This window comes from Nocardia sp. NPDC001965 (genome assembly GCF_053594175.1).
On sequence record NZ_JBSFDZ010000004.1, the window covers coordinates 60,611 to 79,700 of the forward strand.

The 19,090-nt window shown below is 68.9% G+C and carries 13 protein-coding genes and 1 pseudogene; 6 read left to right on the forward strand and 8 right to left on the reverse strand.

The annotated features are described in order from the left end of the window. Window positions 1-8 precede the first annotated feature (8 nt). From ACWCPQ_RS08770 to ACWCPQ_RS08780, 3 genes are all read right to left on the reverse strand, one after another. Window positions 9-386, reverse strand: coding sequence for a DUF4440 domain-containing protein (locus ACWCPQ_RS08770; protein ID WP_449896347.1), 378 nt, complete (start codon window positions 384-386; stop codon window positions 9-11). Then, a complete protein-coding gene (locus ACWCPQ_RS08775) occupies window positions 376-1,419 on the reverse strand; it encodes a cupin domain-containing protein (RefSeq protein ID WP_449896349.1) in 1,044 nt (347 codons plus the stop codon). The genes ACWCPQ_RS08770 and ACWCPQ_RS08775 overlap by 11 nt, the downstream gene beginning before the upstream one ends. Window positions 1,420-1,775: 356 nt before the next feature. Further along, entirely contained in the window at window positions 1,776-2,951 is a 1,176-nt protein-coding gene (locus tag ACWCPQ_RS08780; RefSeq protein ID WP_449896351.1) for an NAD(P)/FAD-dependent oxidoreductase, read from the reverse strand. Window positions 2,952-3,165: 214 nt separating this feature from the next. Between ACWCPQ_RS08780 and ACWCPQ_RS08785 the strand changes: the two genes are divergently transcribed. Beyond that, window positions 3,166-4,590, forward strand: coding sequence for a WGR domain-containing protein (locus tag ACWCPQ_RS08785; RefSeq protein WP_449896353.1), 1,425 nt, complete (start codon window positions 3,166-3,168; stop codon window positions 4,588-4,590). Window positions 4,591-4,660: 70 nt separating this feature from the next. Here the strand turns inward: ACWCPQ_RS08785 and ACWCPQ_RS08790 are convergent, their stop codons facing one another. Beyond that, a complete protein-coding gene (locus ACWCPQ_RS08790; protein ID WP_449896355.1) occupies window positions 4,661-4,960 on the reverse strand; it encodes a helix-turn-helix transcriptional regulator in 300 nt (99 codons plus the stop codon). Window positions 4,961-5,068: 108 nt separating this feature from the next. Here ACWCPQ_RS08790 and ACWCPQ_RS08795 point away from each other — a divergent pair, with 108 nt between their 5' ends. Further along, window positions 5,069-6,391, forward strand: coding sequence for an NtaA/DmoA family FMN-dependent monooxygenase (locus ACWCPQ_RS08795; RefSeq protein ID WP_449896356.1), 1,323 nt, complete (start codon window positions 5,069-5,071; stop codon window positions 6,389-6,391). An 8-nt stretch (window positions 6,392-6,399) separates the two neighbouring features. Here ACWCPQ_RS08795 and ACWCPQ_RS08800 read toward each other — a convergent pair whose 3' ends face one another. Genes ACWCPQ_RS08800 through ACWCPQ_RS08810 form a run of 3 tightly spaced genes read right to left on the reverse strand, consistent with a single transcriptional unit; the run spans window position 6,400 to window position 8,480 of the window. Next, entirely contained in the window at window positions 6,400-7,683 is a 1,284-nt protein-coding gene (locus tag ACWCPQ_RS08800; protein ID WP_449896358.1) for an SLC13 family permease, read from the reverse strand. Between the two features lie 27 nt (window positions 7,684-7,710). Next, window positions 7,711-8,208 carry a CBS domain-containing protein gene (locus ACWCPQ_RS08805; protein WP_449896360.1) on the reverse strand — a complete coding sequence of 166 codons (498 nt, stop codon included), beginning with the start codon at window positions 8,206-8,208 and terminating at the stop codon, window positions 7,711-7,713. Continuing rightward, window positions 8,205-8,480, reverse strand: a complete 276-nt coding sequence (locus ACWCPQ_RS08810) for a hypothetical protein (RefSeq protein WP_449896362.1) — start codon at window positions 8,478-8,480, stop codon at window positions 8,205-8,207. The genes ACWCPQ_RS08805 and ACWCPQ_RS08810 overlap by 4 nt, the downstream gene beginning before the upstream one ends. 175 nt (window positions 8,481-8,655) lie before the next feature. Between ACWCPQ_RS08810 and ACWCPQ_RS08815 the strand changes: the two genes are divergently transcribed. Together ACWCPQ_RS08815 and ACWCPQ_RS08820 are read left to right on the forward strand one after the other, a co-directional pair. Beyond that, on the forward strand, window positions 8,656-9,669 hold the full coding sequence (locus tag ACWCPQ_RS08815) for a histidine kinase (RefSeq protein WP_449896364.1): 1,014 nt from the start codon (window positions 8,656-8,658) through the stop codon (window positions 9,667-9,669). Further along, the gene (locus ACWCPQ_RS08820) at window positions 9,627-10,325 is read left to right on the forward strand and encodes a response regulator (protein ID WP_449896366.1); all 699 of its coding nucleotides are present in this window, start codon (window positions 9,627-9,629) and stop codon (window positions 10,323-10,325) included. The genes ACWCPQ_RS08815 and ACWCPQ_RS08820 overlap by 43 nt, the downstream gene beginning before the upstream one ends. On the opposite strand, the gene ACWCPQ_RS08825 is transcribed toward ACWCPQ_RS08820, so the two are convergent. Beyond that, window positions 10,266-11,603, reverse strand: a complete 1,338-nt coding sequence (locus tag ACWCPQ_RS08825) for an MFS transporter (RefSeq protein WP_449896368.1) — start codon at window positions 11,601-11,603, stop codon at window positions 10,266-10,268. The genes ACWCPQ_RS08820 and ACWCPQ_RS08825 overlap by 60 nt on opposite strands. Before the next feature lie 143 nt (window positions 11,604-11,746). On the opposite strand from ACWCPQ_RS08825, the gene ACWCPQ_RS08830 reads away from it, so the two are divergent. Continuing rightward, a complete protein-coding gene (locus ACWCPQ_RS08830; RefSeq protein ID WP_449896370.1) occupies window positions 11,747-12,691 on the forward strand; it encodes a hypothetical protein in 945 nt (314 codons plus the stop codon). 334 nt (window positions 12,692-13,025) lie between these two features. Next, window positions 13,026-19,088: pseudogene (locus ACWCPQ_RS08835) on the forward strand (SDR family NAD(P)-dependent oxidoreductase); the annotation flags it as partial. Between the last annotated feature and the right edge of the window lie 2 nt (window positions 19,089-19,090).

Sequence of the window (19,090 nt, forward strand, 5' to 3'; positions counted from 1 at the left end):
TCGAGCTGTCAGGTCGTACGGGCTGGTGTCTCGTGATGGAACACGGCCTGCCAGCCCGTCGGCCCGTTCCGCCAGACACTGCTGCAGAACACGACCGCGGGCAGCGTGGAACCGCCGAATTCGCCCCACTGCCGAAGCCGGTAGGTGAGTGCCGTGGCGTGCGGACCGGCGTCGACCACCCGGATATCGTCGGCGACGTAATGCGCGCCCGGGGCCAATGCGTCTATTCCCGCTATCAGCGACTGCTGGCTCACCAGCCCCATCGTCGCGTCGAATCCGTAACCGCCGGGGTGCATCAGCTCGGCCATCGCGATCTTGTCGCGCTGGAATATCGCGGTCAGGATGCGCAGTTCCAGATCCGCGAACGGTGATCGCTCAGCGGACATGGCCGGCGAGGTCGGCGACTCGGGCACGGTCGGCGATCCGGTCGCACAACAACTCCATCATCTGCCAGCCCCGGCGCAGGGTGTCACTTACTTGGTCCGGCGTCCAGTCGCGGCGTTCGGCGAGTTCGCGGTAGCCCATTTCCAGATGTTCGGCGTCGGCACCGTCGTGCAACCGGAAGTACTCGCTGGCCGCGAAGGCATGCACACCGGCGGCGTGGAAGATCATGCCGCTGCCCTCGAGGACCAGATGCGCCAGCACGGTGCGCTCCACGCTGGAACCGGTGGTCATCCGGTCGAGAAACCACGAGGACACCGCGGCGATCACCGGGTCCCAGCGCGGATCGCGTCCGTCGCGGATCTCGGCCAGCAGGCGATGATGGCCGACCTCCTCGACCAGGTGCTCATCGGCCAGGTCGCGGGCGGGGCTGTCGCCCTCGCCGACGATCCGGGCCGCGATAACGCGCTGGAACGCATTGGACCACCCCTGTAGATGATCGAGCAGGCTCTCGCGCACAGCGGCCGGTTGCGCATCGATATTTCGGATCAGCCGGACGAGTTCGTTGTCCTCGTAGGCTCGCATGTACTTGTCGTTCTCGGCGCGGACCGCGGCTATATCGGGTCGGTCGGCGGCGAAGGTGACCCGGGCGTTGTCCGGGTCCTCGTACAGGCCGGTGCCCTCGAACTGCATGGACAGCGCCCAGAATCCGCTCGGTTCGGTGCCGACGAAACCGTGTCGGGACCCCGGGGGCACGACGACGATATCGCCGGACCGGATATCGGTGACGGCATCGCCCATCGTCCGGCCGGTGCCCTCGGCGATGATGATCATGCTCTTGGTCGGATGTTCGTGTACCGAGAGTTCTTCGCCGGGTTGCAGTCGTACCCAGCTGATGGAGACCCGGGCGAGATCGGGAACGAACGCCGCCAGCGTGGGATTCCGGTGGAAGTCCTTGAGCAGGCCGATATTGTGCACCGCCCCGTCGACCACCACAGAGGTGATCTGGTCGAGGAGGTCGCGTTCGATAACTTCCATCTGTTCTCTTCCCGCTACCGGAGCGCCGTGTGAGTGCTCCGGAATCCAGGCAATGCCCGCACTGCCATTACCGCCGATGTCCGCACCGATACTGCCCGGCTATCAAGTGGCACATCGCAATTCGGTGATAGGCCATCGCGTCGCCATTTAATTACCCAGGCAAATTATCCGCACGATGGTGAGCATAACGGGGTGGTGCGGGCTGGTCAGTGTGAAAAGAGCGCGAACCACTGTGCCTCTCGGGCCTTGCCGTGCGCATTGTCCTGGAGTTATAGCAAACCTGTGGCACTCCTGAATTCCTATCCCTGGGGACACGACACTCGGCGGCCGTGCCCGGCGTGCGCAGCGCTCGGAACTCACGTCCCAGAACGCAGGCCGGACACTGCACCGGCAGGCCCGCGGCCGCCCTTCACCCAGATCGAGGAGCCGGGCTTCGTCGCCTCGCGCCGTATCTGCCACAGTGTGCCCCGGCAGATCGTCTCTTTGACGACGGCGGCGATCCGCCCGGCCAAGAAGAGGTTCACCGGTGTGTCGTCGCGACGTGCGATCTGGATGAGCCCGCCGTGCCGCCCCAGGCTCACCGCCGAACCGACGAATGCCTGGTCGATCGGAGCAGGCGAAGCGCCGGCGATACGGCTCAGCACGGTGTCGGCTGCCTGGGCCCCCAGCGGGATCGCGGCCTGACAGCTCATCCGCAGCGGCCGTCCCGAGGGCGCCGCGGCATCTCCCGCCGCGACCACCCGATCGTCGTCGACGCTGGTGAGCGTTTCGTCGGTGTGCAACCGGCCCAGCGCATCGGTGCTCAGGCCACTGGCGCGCGCCAGCTCGGGAACCCCGAAACCCGCCGTCCAGATGGTCACCGCGCTCGCCAGTATCCGGCCGTTGTCGAGGACCACGGCATCGGCCCGTACCTCGGTGACGACCGCGGTGGTGTGGATCTGCACACCGAGCCGGCGCAATCGCGCGGTCGCCGAACGACGTCCCGGCGCGCTGAGGGCGGGTCCGGGCACACCGCCGCAGATCAATCGCACGGTCCGGCCCTGTTCGGCGAGTTCGGTGGCTGTTTCGAGCCCGGTCAGACCGGCGCCCACGACCGTGACGACGGCGTTCCCGGCCGCTCGGGCCACGGCGTCGCGCAGCCGCCCGGCCTGTTCGAGTTCGGCTACCGTATAGGCGAATTCGGCGACACCGGGCACCGCGGATCCCGGCGCGGTGGTGCTTCCCACCGCGTAGACCAGGTAGTCGTAGGCCAGATCCGCACCACTGGCGAGCAGTACGGTGCGGGTAGCGGTGTCGATCCGCGTGGCGGTATCCACGAGCAGACGGACCCCGTCGCCCAGGAGAGTGTCGTAACCGGCGGTTGCGGTGGCGGTACCGGCGACGAGCTGGTGCAGCCGGATCCGCTCGACGAATTCCGGGCGCGGGTTGACCAGGGTCGTCTCGAGATCCGGTCGCCGGCGCAGACGGTTGGCCGCCAGAGTTCCGGCGTATCCGCCGCCGATCACGACCACACGGGTGTGCTGCTGGGACATGGGTGGGCTCCGCTTCTCTCGGGTTCCTACAAACCCCGGACGAGACCGGACGCCGGTTCGTCACGCGATGTGAGCAGCGTCATGGTCGATGCCGTGCGGGACCGCGACCCCGCCACCGGCACGCGTGTCGTGACCCGGTTCGAGGGTGTTCCGTATGTCGGTGCCGGTTGCTAATTTTCGCGTCGAAGCACAACGACGACGAGCGGGACCGAGTATGACCACGGCAACCACGACCTATCTCGAACTGTCGGAAGAAGGAGGATCGGCCCACAAGTTCTACGAGGTCGCCGTGGACGGCACCCAGGTGACGATCCGGTACGGCCGGATCGGTGACCACGGGCAGAGCAAGGTCAGCTCCTTCGCCGATACACAGAAGGCGCAGGCGGCGGCCCAGAAGAAGATCGGGGAGAAGGTCCGCAAGGGCTACGCCCCCGCGGTCGCGGGCGCCCGGGCGGCGCGGCCGGCCACCCGGCGGGCGATCAGCAGCGGACGTTCCACCGCCCGCACCGCACCGGTGCTGTGGACCTTCGATTCCGGCGCCGCGGCCTTCGGTATCTTCATCGACGCCGAACGCTGCTGGGTCGGCAACGAGAGCGGCGACGTCTTCACGCTCACCCCGTCGGGCGAGGTCACCGGCCGCTTCCGCCTGCCGGATGCGGTGAAATGTATCGTCGCCGACGACTTCTGGATCTACGCGGGTTGCGACGACGGCCGGGTCTACGACCTGTCGGGCAAGGTGCCGCGCGCGGCCTACGATATCGCCGCCGACGTGGATATCTACTGGCTCGATATCCACGACGGCATTCTCGGCGTCTCCGATGTGCAGGGCGGCCTCACCGTGATCGACCACGAGGAGGAATCGCTGTGGGCCCGGCGCAGCGAGGGCGATTCGGGCTGGATGGTGCGAATCGACGCGGACGGGGTGTATCACGGGCATTCGGGCGGGGTCACCAAATACGATCTGGCCAGTGGTGACCACCGGTGGCATCGGGGGACCGGTGGCGCGGTGCTCTTCGGCTGGCAGGAGTCCGGCGCGGTCTATGCCGGGACCGCCCGCAACCAGGTCCGGATGCTGGACAAGGGCGGCCGCGCCGACCGGGCCTTCCAGTGCGACGCCGCCGTCTACTCCTGTGCGGCCTCACCGGACGGGCGCTACGTTTTCGCCGGTGACAACTACTCGTCGGTGTACTGCTTCGACGCCGACGGCCGCCGGCTGTGGAAACTCGGCACCGGTTGCGGATCCGCCTATTCGATGCAGTATCACGACGACCGGCTGTACCTGGTCACCACGGCCGGAACCCTGGCCTGCCTGGATGTGAGCGAAACGGCGGTCCGCGACGCCGAACAGGGGGTGCTCCCGCAGACCGTCTCGGTGAAGGCACCGCAGCTCGCCCCGGTGGTGCCGAGCAGCACGGTGGAGGTGGTCACCGACGCGGGAGGCGGCGTGGTCGTCGAATGTATCGATGTGGGTGGGCGGCTGCGGGTCCACATCGTCTCGCCCGGTTACCGGCGGGAGTGGAACGTGCAGTTCCCCCGGGATATCCGGCAGGCCGGGACCCGCTACGTGGTGGACGGGGTGGCGGAATCGGCGCGCGGCGGTTTCTACCGAGTGCGCGGTGATATCCGCCGGTTGACCTGATCGCGGATCAGGCGCTGCGCGAGCGGCCCCGGTGGCATCCGGCGATTCGTGACCGCGAGTCCGCTGCCGGTCACGGTGTTCCCGAGCCTGCCTCCGGGGAGCGCAGGAACTCCCGCATCCGATCGGGAGTCATCCCGAAATGCCGGATGAAGTTCTGGCGGAACGTGGGGGTCGAGCGGAATCCGGACCGGTAGCCGATCTCCTCGATGCTCCGGGCCGGATCGCGTAAACGGTCCCGGGCCCGCTCGATACGCACGGTGCGCAACAGGCGTCCCGGCGTGGTGTCCGCGGTCTCCAGGGCTTTGCGCAGGTAGCTGAGCGAGCAGTTGAGCGCGGCGGGGGTCGGATCCGGATCGTCGGAGTAGCGCAATACGTGGCGCAGTGCCGGTCCGCCACTCGGCCGCTGCGTCGAGCCCTGCCGGAATCATCCTGAGCGGAAGACTGTCCGGTGTCCCCACCAGCGGCTTATCGTCGGAAGGTGGTATCGCGCAGCAGACCTCGACGGCATCTGAAAACGGTCACCGGAGTCAGCGGCGGCGCCGATGTGTACGCCGCGGCCGTGGATCCGGCCCGCTCGACCCTGGATACCGCGATCGCGGTCGCGAAGGTCGCCGAGGAGCACCGGATCGACGCGCTCTTCGCCGCCGATCTGCTCAGCTTCGGCGCGCAGGGGGCGATCGGCGCGCAGGAGCCGCTGGTCTACCTTTCGGCGCTGAGCGCGGTGACAACGCAGATCGGTCTGATCGCCACCGTCACCACCACTTTTCAGCACCCCTACAACCTGGCCCGGTTGTTCGGCACTCTCGACCATGTGAGCAATGGGCGCTCGGCCTGGAACGCGGTGACCTCCTCGCTCGGCGAGGAGAACTACGGCGACCAGGAGTTGCCGAGCCCGGAACACCGGTACGCGCGGGCGGCCGAATCCCTGGAAGTGGTGCACGCGCTGTTCGATTCGTGGGGACGCGGCGCGCTCACCCCGGACGGCCGCGGTGGCGCCGTACTCGATCCGGACCGGGTGCGTCCGATCGACTATCGAGGTGACCATTTCACCGTGCGCGGTCCGCTGAACATTCCGCCGCTGCCGCAGGGACGGCCGGTGCAGTTCCAGGCGGGCCAGTCGGCGGGCGGGGTGGAACTCGGCGCCCGCTACGCCGAGGTCGTGTTCACCTCGCTCACCACATTCGACGACGCTCTCACCTTTACCCGCAGGATCCGGGCCCGCGCCCGGGAACTGGGCCGCCCGGCGGGGCTGCCGCTGATCTTCAGTTCGTTCCACGCCACCTACGGCGCCACCGAAGCCGAAGCCGCGCGGCTGGTCCGTGAGCAGGAGGAATCCTACGATTTCGAGGCGGGCCGCCGGCTGCTCGAGGATATGCTGGGCGGCGGTGTGGATCTCTCCGAGCTCCCCTTGGATCGAGCGCTGCCGGAAAGCCTGATACCCGAATCGGATTCGGTGCACCGCCGCCGGGGCCGGGTGGAGATCTTCGCCCGGCTCGCGGCCTCCGGGCGTACGCTGCGCGAACTGATCCTGGAAGCACGGCACACCGGCCACTGGTCGGCGGCGGGAACACCGGAACAACTGGCCGACGCGATCGAGGAACGCTATCGCGCCGGGGTTCTCGATATCGTCACTGTCGGAGGTCTCGACGATCCCCGGACCCGTGATTTCGTCACCAACGGGCTGCTGCCGGAACTGCGCCGCCGCGATATCGCCGGATCCGACTACCGCGGCGCCACCTTCCGGGAGAATCTGGAACTTCCGCCGCTACCCGATGCGGAGACCGGCCGCGTCGCGGTGTAGCCGGCCGGTCAGAAGTACCGGACCACCACATAGACCCAGGCGAGTACGGCGCTGAGCGCGGTGACCACGATGCCGTACCTGGTGAACTGCCAGAATGTGATCCGGTGTCCGGCCCGCCGGGCGATATCGAGGGCGACCACATTGGCACTCGCGGCGACCGCGGTGCCGTTGCCGCTGAAATCCGCGCCGAAGGCGAAGGCCCACCACAGCGCCCGGCCCTGACCGGGATCGGGAGTCTGTTCGACCAGGCCCTCCACCACCGGGGCCATGGTGGTCGTATACGGAATGTTGTCGATGAACGAGGCGACGACGGCGGATCCGAAAACCAGTACTGCCGAGGCGAACAGCGGATTGTCGCCGAAGGCGGCGACCGCGGCGTCGCCGAGGAGATCGATGACACCGGTGTGCACGAGCCCGGCGACCATCACGAACAGGCCCATGAAGAAGACCAGCGTTCCCCATTCGACCTCGCGTAGGATGTCACCGATATCGAGCCCGGAGATCAGCACCATGGCGCCCGCGCCCAGCAGCGCGATGATCGACGGGGCCACATGCAGGAGCGAGTGGAGGCCGAAACCCACCACGACTCCGGTGAGTACGAGCAGGGCGCGGGTGAGCAGCTGCGGGTCGGTGATGGCACGGCGTTCCTGCAGGGCCGCCACCGTCTCGATGTGTTCGGAGCGTTCGCGCAGATGCGACCGGAACAGCCAGCGGGTGAACAGGACGAACAGGGCGAAGATCACCGCCACGGCGGGGGCCATGTGCAGCAGGAAATCGTTGAAACTCAGGCCGGCCCGGCTGCCGATGATGATATTGGGCGGATCGCCCACCAGGGTTGCCGCACCGCCGATATTGGCGGCCAGCACCTCGGCGATCAGGAACGGTTGCGCGGCGAAACCCAGGCGCCCGCACACCACGATGGTGACCGGCGCGACCAGCATGATGATGGTGACATTGTCGAGCAGCGGTGACGCGACCGCGGTGATGATCATCAGCATCACCAGCAGCCGGAACGGGCTGCCGCGGGAGCGTTTGGCGGCCCAGATGGCGAGGAAGTCGAACAGGCCGGTGTGTTTGACGACGCCGACGATGATCATCATGCCGAGCAACAGGAAGATCACATTCCAGTCGATGCCGACATGGGCGTTGTAGAAGACCTCCTCGCCGGGCACCAGGCCGAGGACGGTCATCAGGCCGGCCGCGATCAGTACGACCTTGACCTTGTCCGCGCGTTCGGTGGCGATGAACCAGAACGCCCCGACGAATACCGTGACCGCCAGGATCTGGTTCATCGGCGCACCTCCCCTGCTCGCGGCGGATCAGTCGTCGGGGCCGGCGACGGCCAGGCTGATCAGCAGCCGTTCGAGGGTGATACCGCCCACCAGGGTGTACGCGCGGTCGACGACGGCGACCAGCGGACTGTGCCGCTGGGCCATCAGGGCGGCGATCTCGAGCAGCGTGGCATCGCGGTGGACCACGGCCGGCCGCGGCGCGTGTCGCGGTAGGCAATCGCCCACGGTCAGATCGCCGGGTTCCCGCCAGAACAGTTCGGCGTGCAGTTCGTCGATGGTGCGCACCAGCGCGGGATCGTTCTGATAAGAGCTGGGTATCGCCAGCCGCAGCACCTGGGTGCCGGGTAGTACCGCCACGGGCCGGTGGGCGCCGTCGACCACGATGAGGCCGGGCAACCGGTTCACCACCATCAGCCGCATGGCCTTGGCGACGGGATCGCCGGTGCGGACGGTCGGCAGTTGGACGGCGATCTCGTGTGCTTGCATCGGATGGTCCCGTCGCGCGTGCGGGGAGAGAGTGGTCACGACCGCGACCTGTCGCCGGTGAGCCGTTCCATCAACCGTTCCAGCCGGGCCACCCGGTCGGGGAGGGGGCTGCTGTGCAGCAGTTCGGCGAGCTGATCGGCTTCGTCGCGACCCAGGGCGATGGAGTGGACGGGTTCGTCGCGGGTCGTGCGGTAGACGTGGATATGTTTCGTGCCGTCGGTGCCGGTGACCAGCGCGAACCGGTCACCGCTGCGTGTCAGCAGGTGGTGCACGGTGCCCTGGCCCGGTGCGGTGCCGCGGTCGATCTCCACGTGGAACGCTCCTCCCGCGGCCGGTTGTCTCCTGGTCGAGTCTCGGCGCATCGGGGTGTCGCCGGCTATCGGTGCCGGTACCCATCTCCGGTGGCCGGAGCTGTGTAACGGCCGGGCCGGAAGATGGGTGTCACGCCCCATGGACAGCCCGCGCGCGGGCGGCCACACTGAGGGCATGGACCGTCCGGATGGTGGAAACGGCCTGTTCCGGCGGCATACCCGGACCCCGGTCGACGCGCTGTTCCGGCGGATCTTCCTCATCAACGGGCTGGTGTTCACCCTCGGCACCCTGGTGCTGGCGGTCTCACCGGCGACGGTGTCGTCCCGGGTGCGGCTCACCGAGATACCGGTGCTGGCCGTGGGGCTCGCGGTGATACTGGCGGCCAATGCCTTCCTGTTGCGGTCGAGCCTGGCGCCGCTGGACCAGCTGGTCGTCTCGATGCGCCGAGTGGACCCGCTGCGACGCAGCGGCCGGCTCGACGATCGGGGCAACGGTGATCTGTCCCGGGTGATCGACTCCTTCAACGCGATGGTCGACCGGCTCGAATCCGAGCGGGCGGCGGCCAGTGCGTCGGCGCTGGCCGCCCAGGAGGGCGAACGCCAGCGAATCGCCCGGGAACTGCACGACGAGATCGGCCAGAGCCTGACGGTAGCGCTGCTGTCGATGAAACGTGCCGCCGACCGCGCGCCCGCCGATGTCGTGGATGTACTGCACGGCGCACAGGAAACCGTGCGCGCCTGCCTGGACGAGGTCCGCGGGATCGCTCGGCGGCTCCGACCCGATGTCCTCGACGATCTCGGCCTGTCCAGTGCGCTGAGCGCCCTGTGCAGCGAATTCAGCTCGACCGCCGGTATCGGGGTGACGCGTGATATCGACCGGAAACTACCGCGGCTCGCGCCTGATATCGAACTCGTCTGCTATCGGGTGGCCCAGGAGAGTCTGACCAATATCGCCCGGCACGCCGATGCGCGCCGGGTCGGGTTGAGCCTGCGGGTGCGCGGCGATTCGCTGGTGCTGCGGGTGACCGACGACGGTCGCGGCGCCGTGTCCGCCGACGGTTCCGGTATCCGTGGGATGCGGGAGCGCGCCCTGCTGGTGAACGCGACCCTCACCATCGAATCGCCGCCGGGGCACGGCACCGACGTATGCCTCGAAGTACCGCATCGAGGTGCGAGGAGTTCGCCGTGACGAGCCCGGAGCCGGCCCGAGTACTGCTCGCCGATGATCATGCGCTGGTCCGCTCCGGACTACGGATGATCCTCGACGCCGAACCGGATCTGGTGGTCGTCGCCGAGGCCGCCAACGGGTACGAGGCCGTCCAGCGGGTCGGTCACGTTCCGGTCGATCTCGCGATCCTGGATATCGCCATGCCGCGGATGACCGGTATCCAGGCGGCCCGGGAAATCCACCGCGCCGCACCGGAGGTGCGGATCCTGATGTTGTCGATGTACGACAACGAGCAGTACTTCTTCGAATCGTTGCGGGTCGGCGCCTCGGGGTATGTGCTGAAATCGGTGGCCGACCGCGATCTGCTCGAAGCCTGCCGGGCGACACTGCGCGGTGAATCGTATCTGTATCCGGGTGCGGTGAATTCGCTGATCCGCGACTGGTTGCAGCAGGCCGACCGGGACGAGCCGCTGCCGCGCAGCCTGCTCACCCCACGCGAGGAGGAGATCGTCAAACTGGTCGCCGAGGGTTTCTCCTCCCGTGAGATCGCCACCGACCTGTTCATCAGTGTCAAGACCGTGGACCGGCACCGGGCCAATGTCCTGCAGAAGCTCGGGTTACGTGATCGGCTCGCGCTGACCCGGTACGCCATCCGGGCGGGTCTCATCGAGCCCTGAACGCGATCCGCCCGCTGCCGGGAGCGGATACATATCGCCTGCCCGCCAGGGCAGCAGGGCGGAACTGGCGAGCAGCGCCAGTGCGGCGAGGCCGATCGCGGCGCGAATTCCGATGGCCGCCGCGAGCAACCCGCCGAGGGCGATGAACGCCGGTTGCACGCATTTCGCGCTGATCGACCAGGCGGTGCCCACCCGCACCATATGGTCGTCGGCGGTGTGGTTCATCCGGTAGGCGGCGAACAGCGGGTTGAACACACCGGCGCAGAAGAGCAGCAGGGTTTCGGCGCACAGGATCACGGTGAGCCCGAGCGGGCCGGGACCCGCGAGAACCACCAGACCCGGCCAGCAGGTGCGTGCGGTGCCGAAGCCGAGCAGGATCACTCGCTCGCCGAACCGGGCGACGAGACGCGGTGCGCACCACGATCCCAGCAGGCCGCCGAGGCCGGGCAGGCCGAGCGCCAGTCCGTACTGCCATGGCGCGAAACCCAGTTCGCGGAGCATGAGCAGCGCCAGCAGCGGTGTGATGAGCACCAGGGATCCACCGAAGAGCATCGCGTTCCAGAACAGCCGGTGCAGGATGGGGCGGGCGGCGATGAAGGTCCAGCCGGCCCGGATCTCGGATCGGACGGGGCGCGCGCCGTCCGGGCGCGCGGGGATTGTTTCCGGCGTCCGGATCCGGCGGATACCGCACGCGGCGGCCAGCTGTCCGAGCGCGTCGATCACGAGCGTGGTCGTGGTGCCGAATACCGCGACGAGCAGCCCGCCGAGTGGGCCGCCCAGCATGGTCGCGGTCCAGAAGGTGGCTTCCAGCCGGCTCGCCGCCCGGACCCGTTGCGGTTCGGGGACCAGTACTTTCAAGTGGGCGTCGCGGGCGGCACCGAAGGCGATACCGCACAGGGTCTGCGTCGCGGCGACCAGGCACAGTTGCGGGTAGGTGAGCAGGTCGAACCAGGCGGCGATCGGCACCGAGACCAGCGCGGCGAATGCCGCCCAGCCGGTAGCTGTCATGACGCCGCGCTTGCTCCGGAATTCGAGGAAGGGGCCCAGCGGTAGCGCGACCGCGGCAGCCGTGACACCGGCGAGGGCCGCCATCAGGGATACCTGCAGATCCGAGGCACCGGCCAGCAGGATCGCGACCAGGGGCAGTGCGCCCGCCCCGACGGCGCTACCCAGCTGCGCGGTGGTGAACGACCACCAGAGCCGATAGAAGACAGGCGGTAGGTGGGTGGCATCGACCGTCCGGCGTCCTGCGGGTTCGTCGGCGCAACGGTGGGTCACGGCAAGAATTGTCCGGTAGTGCGCTCCGGTCCGGCACCGTGCGACGCATCTCATGCTCAGGCATAACCAGCAGTGGGAAGGCCGATACGATCAGCGAAATTGTCCTTGGTGGCGTGTGAGGGACGACCCGCCGAAGGAGCAGTATGACCAGTGAGACGACGGCGGTCGCCACCGCGCGCGAGTGGCAGTACCCCGATCGATCCGTCTGTGGTGTGCGGCCGACGACTGCACCGCGGCGATTCGGCTGCCGGGACACCGGAGTCGCGTCGCAGGGCCGGGCCCCTGCGCGGTATGCGTGGGCGGCCGATCCGGTGTCACCCGCTCGGAATATCTATCGCCCGCCGATCGAGGCGGATATCCGGCCGGGCTCGGTGGGTGGCGATCGGCCAGCGGCGAGGCGGAATGTGCAGGTCGGGCGAGCTTCCGGGGTCGAGGGGATGTCCTGCGGCGATGTTGTGCCGGGGTCCGAGCTGCAAATCGTGGCGCGCTCTGCCACACTCATCAGTGACCGGGTTAATCGGTCGGTTTTCAGATGTGTGCGATGTGGAGAGTTCGAGCGTGAGGTCGAGGTGACGGATCCGATCATCCGGTCGGGTCCGGTGACGGTGGCGGCGGTCCGTGGGCCGCGGATGCGGTCCACGGGTGAACGGCCGGGGGCTCCGGTGGAGTGCGGTGGAGCCCGTCGTTCGGGCGGCGCGGCGGGCGACGGTGTCCACATCGAGAAATTTTTTACATTGCGCGGCAGTGTCGTTCGGAGGAAGAGTCGGTTTCCGGTAGCGGGCTGGTTGCGGGAATTCGACCGCGATGGCATTGTGATTGCGCAGCCGATGGATCCCGTCGGCGGACTCACGGATTCTCCGGTGCCGGGGATTTCGATCGAGAAGTGGTTTCGTTGTTGGGACGGGAATGTGGTTCTGATGGCCGCGAGTTGTGCGCGTGAATTCGATGGTGTTGCCCCTGAGTCGTTTACCCGGACGAAACGGACGGGCAATGGATTTCGCGTAACCGTCATCGACGATTCACTGTATGTGCGGGAAACTGGACGAACCTCGTACCGCACACGAATACGCCCGGTCCTGCGCGGTTGAGATACTCGCCGCTCGGCGGCAGGACGAGAAGAACTCGAGGAGACCGCTCCGGCAGCGGAGCCGGAACGGTCTACCGTACGAATGGCAGAACTTTACTCCGTATTTAGAAATGCCGGGGTAGCAGGAATCTGTCACAACTGCACGAAAAATTTTCCTGGAAACCGGACCTCCATCCGGCCCGGGCTTCCTGGCAACCCCTTTTCGAGTTTTGTGGATGTGGTACATGGACAAAGGCACCGGTGGCTCTTCCGACCGGACGTTGGAGTATCTGAAAAAGGTCACTGTCGAGCTCATGACGACTCGTGACGACCTGGCGAAATTGCGGGAGAAACTCGACGAGCCGATCGCGATCGTCGGGATGGGTTGCCGGTACCCGGGCGGGGTCGAATCCCCGGCCGACCTCTGGGATCTCGTCGCCAACGGTACCGACGCGGTGTCCGGTTTCCCCACCGACCGGGGCTGGGATCTGACGGGACTGTTCGACCCGGATCCGGACAAGTTCGGGAAGGTCTACACCCGGGAGGGCGGATTCCTCGACAGAGCAGGCGATTTCGATGCCGGGTTCTTCGGGATCAGCCCGCGCGAAGCGGTGGCGATGGACCCGCAGCAGCGATTGTTGCTCGAGGTCTCCTGGGAAGCGCTCGAGCACGCGGGAATCGATCCGGTATCGCTGCGCGGTAGCGATACCGGCGTGATCACGGGCGTGGCCTACCAGGACTACGGAACCATCGCCAAGGAGTCGGGGCCCGCCGCGGAGGGCTATGTATCCATCGGCTCGGCGGCCAGTGTGGCCTCCGGGCGGGTGTCGTATTCGCTCGGGCTGGAAGGCCCGGCGGTGACCGTGGATACCGCCTGTTCGTCCTCGCTGGTGGCGATCCACCTGGCCTGTCAGGCGCTGCGCAAGGGCGAGACGTCACTGGTCCTGGCCGGTGGGGTGACCGTGATGGCGACGCCCACGCTCTACCTGGACTTCTCGCGGCAGCGCGGCCTGGCCCCGGACGGCAGGTGCAAATCGTTCTCGGCCGCCGCCGACGGTGTGGCCTGGGCCGACGGTGTCGGAGTGGTGGTGCTGGAGCGATTGTCGGACGCGCGCCGCGCCGGACATACCGTGCTGGGCATCGTGCGCGGTTCGGCGGTGAACCAGGACGGTGCCAGCAACGGTCTGACCGCCCCGAACGGTCTCTCACAGGAGCGGGTACTCGCGTCGGCTCTGGCCGATGCCGGCCTGCGGCCGGTGGATGTGGACGCGGTGGAGGCACACGGGACGGGCACCGCGCTCGGCGATCCGATCGAAGCCCAGGCGCTGCTCGCCGCCTACGGGCAGGGACGTGGAGGCCGGCCGCTGCGGATCGGCTCACTGAAATCGAATATCGGGCATTCGCAGGCGGCCTCGGGCGTCGGGGGTGTGATCAAGGTGGTGCAGGCGTTGCGGCATCAGCTGCTGCCGAAATCACTGCACGCGGACGAATTGTCACCGCATGTCGACTGGTCGGCGGGTGAGGTACGAGTGCTGACCGAGGCCGAGGTGTGGCCCGCGGTCGCCGGCCGGGCACGCCGGGCCGGGGTGTCGTCGTTCGGGATCAGCGGTACGAACGCGCACGTCATCATCGAAGAGGCACCGGTGGAACCGGCCGGCGAGCAGACTCCGCCGGCCGATCCGGCCGTCGATACCGCCGTGGTGCCGTTGCTGATCTCGGCGCGCACCGGCGAAGCATTGCGCGCGCAGGCCGATCGGCTGCGGCGCCATCTGCTCGGCCGGCCCACCACCGATCTGTGGAGCGTCGCGGCCACCTTGGCCGGCAACCGGACCCGGTGGGATCGCCGCGGTGCGGTGGTCGGCGCCGATCGGGACCAACTGCTGGCGGGACTGGCCGATCTGGCCTCGGGGGCGGTCGCGGCGGATGCGACGGAACCGAAACCCGGTCGTACGGTTTTCCTGTGCACCGGCCAGGGCGCCCAGCGGGCCGGGATGGGCCGGGAGCTCTACGGTGCCTTCCCGGTGTTCGCGGCGGCGCTGGACGAGATGTGCGCGCATTTCGACCCTATCCTCGGGCGCTCGTTGCGTGAGCTGATGTTCGCCGCCGATTCGGCCGACCTGCTGAATCGGACGGAGTTCACCCAGCCGGCCCTGTTCGCCTACGAGGTCGCGCTGTTCCGGCTGGTCGAATCCTTCGGCATCACGCCGGATCTGCTCGCCGGACACTCGATCGGCGAACTGGCCGCGGCCCATCTGGCGGGCCTGTGGTCGGCGGCGGATGCCTGCGCGCTGGTGGCGGCCCGGGGCCGGCTCATGGGCGCGCTGCCGTCGGGCGGCGCGATGCTGGCCGCGGCGATCACCGAGGCGCGGGCGGCGGATCTGCTGGCCGAACATCCGGAGAGCCTGTCACTGGCCGCGGTCAACGGTCCGCGGTCGGTGGTGTTCTCCGGGTCGGCCGATGCGGTCGACGCGGTCGAGAAGACGCTGGCCGGCGACGGTGTGCGCAGTTCACGACTGCGGGTGAGTCACGCCTTCCACTCGGTGCTGATGGAACCGATGCTGGCAGAGTTCCGGACGGTGGCCGAAGGCCTGGTCTACCGGTCGCCGTCGATCCGCTTCGTCCCCACCTCGGACGCGGCGGCCGGGGCGCAACCGTCCGAACCCGCCTACTGGGTGGAGCAGGTCCGGGCCTGTGTACGTTTCGCGCCGGGGGTCGACACGCTCGTGGCGGCCGGAGCGCGGCGTTTCCTGGAGCTGGGTCCGGACGCGGTATTGACCGCGATGACCCGGGAATGCCTGGCCGAGCATCCGGAGATCGAGGCGGGATCGCTCGTCGCGGCCGCGGCCCGGCGGACGACCGACGAGGTCACCCAGTTCACCCGGCTGCTCGCGCAGGCCCACAACGCGGGTGTCGAGGTGCAGTGGCAGCCGCTCTTCGCGGGCCGGGACACCGACCGGGTCGAGCTGCCCACCTATGCTTTTCAGCGGCAGCGGTACTGGCTGGACGCGGTATCCGGTGCGGCGCGGGCGTCCTCGGGACATCTGCTCAGTGCCGCGCAGGCGGTGGCGGGGCGGGACGAATGGCTGTTCACCGGGCAGATCTCCACCCGGACCCGGCCGTGGCTCGCCGATCACGCGGTGTTCGGGACGGTGCTGGTACCGGGGACCGGGTTCGTCGAACTGGCTCTGCACGCCGGACACCGGCTGGCGGCGGAAACGATCCGGGAGCTGGTCCTCGAGGCACCCCTGTTGCTCGACGCGGACACCGCGGTGGATATCCAGGTCGTGGCGGAGGCCGCCGCGGCCGACGGCGCCCGCCGCTTCGCAGTGCACTCCCGTGCCGTCGGTGATCAGGTGGGCGATACCGCGTGGACGACCCACGCGGTCGGTGTCCTGGCCCCGGCCGCGAGCGGTGCTGCCGTACCCGCTTTCGACGGCCGGGCGTGGCCGCCGGCGGGGGCCGAACCATTGGACCCGGTGCGGCTGTACGAACGCCTGACCGAGATGGGGTTCGGTTACGGGCCGGCCTTCCAGGATGTCCGGGCGGCCTGGACATCCGATACCGAGGTGTATGCGGAACTGCAGCTGCCCGAGGGACTGGACGGACAGCCGTTCCGGATCCATCCGGCACTGCTGGACGCCACCTTCCATCCGGCACTGGATCGTCTCGCCGATACCGACGCCGGGAAGGTGCCGCTGCCCTTCTCCTATACCGGCGTCCGGCTGTACCGGCCCGGCGCCGGTGCGGTGCGGGTGCGGGTCGGGCTGGTCGATACCGATTCGGTGCGTGTCGACGCGGTCGACACCGCCGGTCGTGCCGTGATCAGCATCGATTCGGTGCTGGCCCGCCCGGTCGACACCCGGATGCTGCACCGGTCCCGCAGCGGCGCCGAACCGCTCTACACCCTCGCCTGGACCCCCGCTCCGGCTCCGGCCGCGGTCCCGCGCGACGTGGTGGCCGTGGTGGGCACGGTGCCCGTTTCCGGTGCCACCGTGGAATACCCGGACCTCGGGGCGCTGCTCGCGGCCCCCGACTCGCCCCGGATCGTGGTCTGGCGTACAGACGAGACCGATATACCCGGGGCCGGCGCCGCGGCGGCGCGGGCGCGGGTCGCGGCCGCACTGACCGCGGTCCGCGACTGGTTCGCCGACGACCGGACCCGGGACCGCACCCTGGTCGCGCTGACCGGTGACGCCGCCGAGATCCCCGGCGAGATCTGCGATCCGGCCGCTGCGGCCGTTTCCGGGCTGCTGGCCTGCGCGCAGGCGGAGTACCCGGGACGGATCGTGCAGCTCGACCGGACCGGAACGAGTCCACTGACCGCCCGCGCGGTGCTCGAGGCCGTGGCGCTGGGCGAGCCGCGGGTGGCGGTCCGGGACTCCGGTGCGCTGGTACCCCGGCTGGTGCGGGCAGCCGCGGCGCCCGATACCGGACCGGTGACCTTCGGTACCGGTACGGTGCTGATCACCGGCGGCACCGGCGGACTGGGTGCGCTGGTGGCACGGCATCTGGTCGCGGCGCACGGCGTGCGGGAACTGCTGCTGGTCTCCCGGCGCGGGACCGCCGCCGCGGGTGCCGCCGATCTGGTCGCCGAACTCACCGCCGCGGGTGCCCGGGTCCGGGTCGCCGCCTGTGATGTCGCCGACCGAGTGGCGTTGGCCGGGCTGCTGGAGTCACTCGATCCCGAGTATCCGCTGAGCGCGGTGGTGCACAGCGCGGGCGTGATCGACGACGGCACGATCGAAACGCTCACCCCGGATCAACTGGACCGGGTGCTGCGGCCGAAGATCGATGCGGCGCTGAATCTGCACGAACTCACCCGCGACCACGATCTCTCGGCCTTCGTGATGTTCTCCTCGGCCGCCCCACTGCTCGGCGGGCAGGGGCAGGGCAACTACGCGGCGGCGAACCGCTTCCTCGACGCGCTCGCCCATCAGCGGCGCGCGGCCGGGCTGCCCGCGCATTCGCTGGCCTGGGGGCTGTGGACGATCGGGATGGCGGCCGGGCTCGGCGAGGCGGGTGCCGAGCATATGGTGCGCCAGATCCGCACCCGGCTCGGTCTGCTGCCGATCGGCGCGGAAACCGGTCTGGCCCTGTTCGACCGGGCGCTGGCCGGGGACCACTCCCTGGTGCTCACCGCGCTCCTGGACACCGAGGCGCTCACCGCGCTCGCCCGTTCGGGGGTGCTGCCGCCGGTGCTGCGCGATATCGTGCGCACCCCGGCCGCCGACCTGCCGGTGGCCGAATCCGGTTCGCTCGCGCAGCGGATCGCGACGGCGCCCGCTTCCGAGCACTACGGCCTGGTCCTGCACGAGATACGCGCGCTGGCCGCGCTCGTGCTGGGACACAGTTCCGGGGCGGATGTGGACCCCGACGCCCTGTTCGCCGAACTGGGCTTCGATTCGCTGGGCGGGGTCGAATTCCGCAACCGGCTGGCCGCGATCACCGGCCTGACCCTGCCTTCGACGCTGGTCTTCGAATATCCCACCGCGGCTGCGGTCGCGGAGATGCTGAGCGCGAAACTCGCCGCCGCCGAGCCCGAACCGACGGGGGCGCCCGCCACGACGTCCGGTCCGCGGGGCAGCCTCACCGAATTGGTCGTGGCCGCCCACGAGCGCGGTGTCGTGGACGAGGTGCTGCCGCTGTTGATGCAGAGCGCGGAACTGACCGTCGCGTTCGACCGGCCGGCCGAGCCGGGGGATATCGGTAAGCCGATGCTGCTCGCCCGCGGCGGCAGTGGTCCCACCGTGGTCTGTGTGCCGTCCTTCCTGATCGGCAACGGGCCGCACCAGTTCGGGAAACTGGCCCGCGAACTCGGGCCCGAGTTCGGTGTGCACGCGCTGTGGCTACCCGGCACCCGGCCGGGGCAACCGCTGCCCTCGTCGTGGGACGGGCTACTCGACCAGCTCGCCGATATCACCCTGGACACGGTCGGGAGCGGTGCGTTCGTCCTGGCCGGATACTCGATCGGCGGGGCACTCGCGCACGGGCTCGCGGGCCGGCTCACCGAACGGGGGCGGGCACCGCTGGGGGTCGCGATGATCGACACCTACTCACCCGACGACGAAGCGGGCAATCGCGCGGTGTTCGCCAGCGCGCTCGGCCTGGCCCTGGACAGCGGCCACGAACTGATCGCCGTGGACGATCGCTCGCTGGTGGTGATGGCCGATTACGCCAGGGTCTACGGCAGCCGTCCGGCGCGGCCGATCGCCGCCCCGACCCTGGTGCTGCGGGCCACCACCGCGATGCCGGGCCTGGCTCTGCCGGAACCGATCCCGGCCTGGCAGCATCGCGGCGCCACCGTCGAGATTCCGGCGGACCACCTCACCGTCATCGACGCCGCGATACCGGTGGTGGCCGATCGGCTGCGGCAATGGCTGGGCTCGATCAGCGAGCCGGCCGGGGAGCCGCCCTCCTGAAC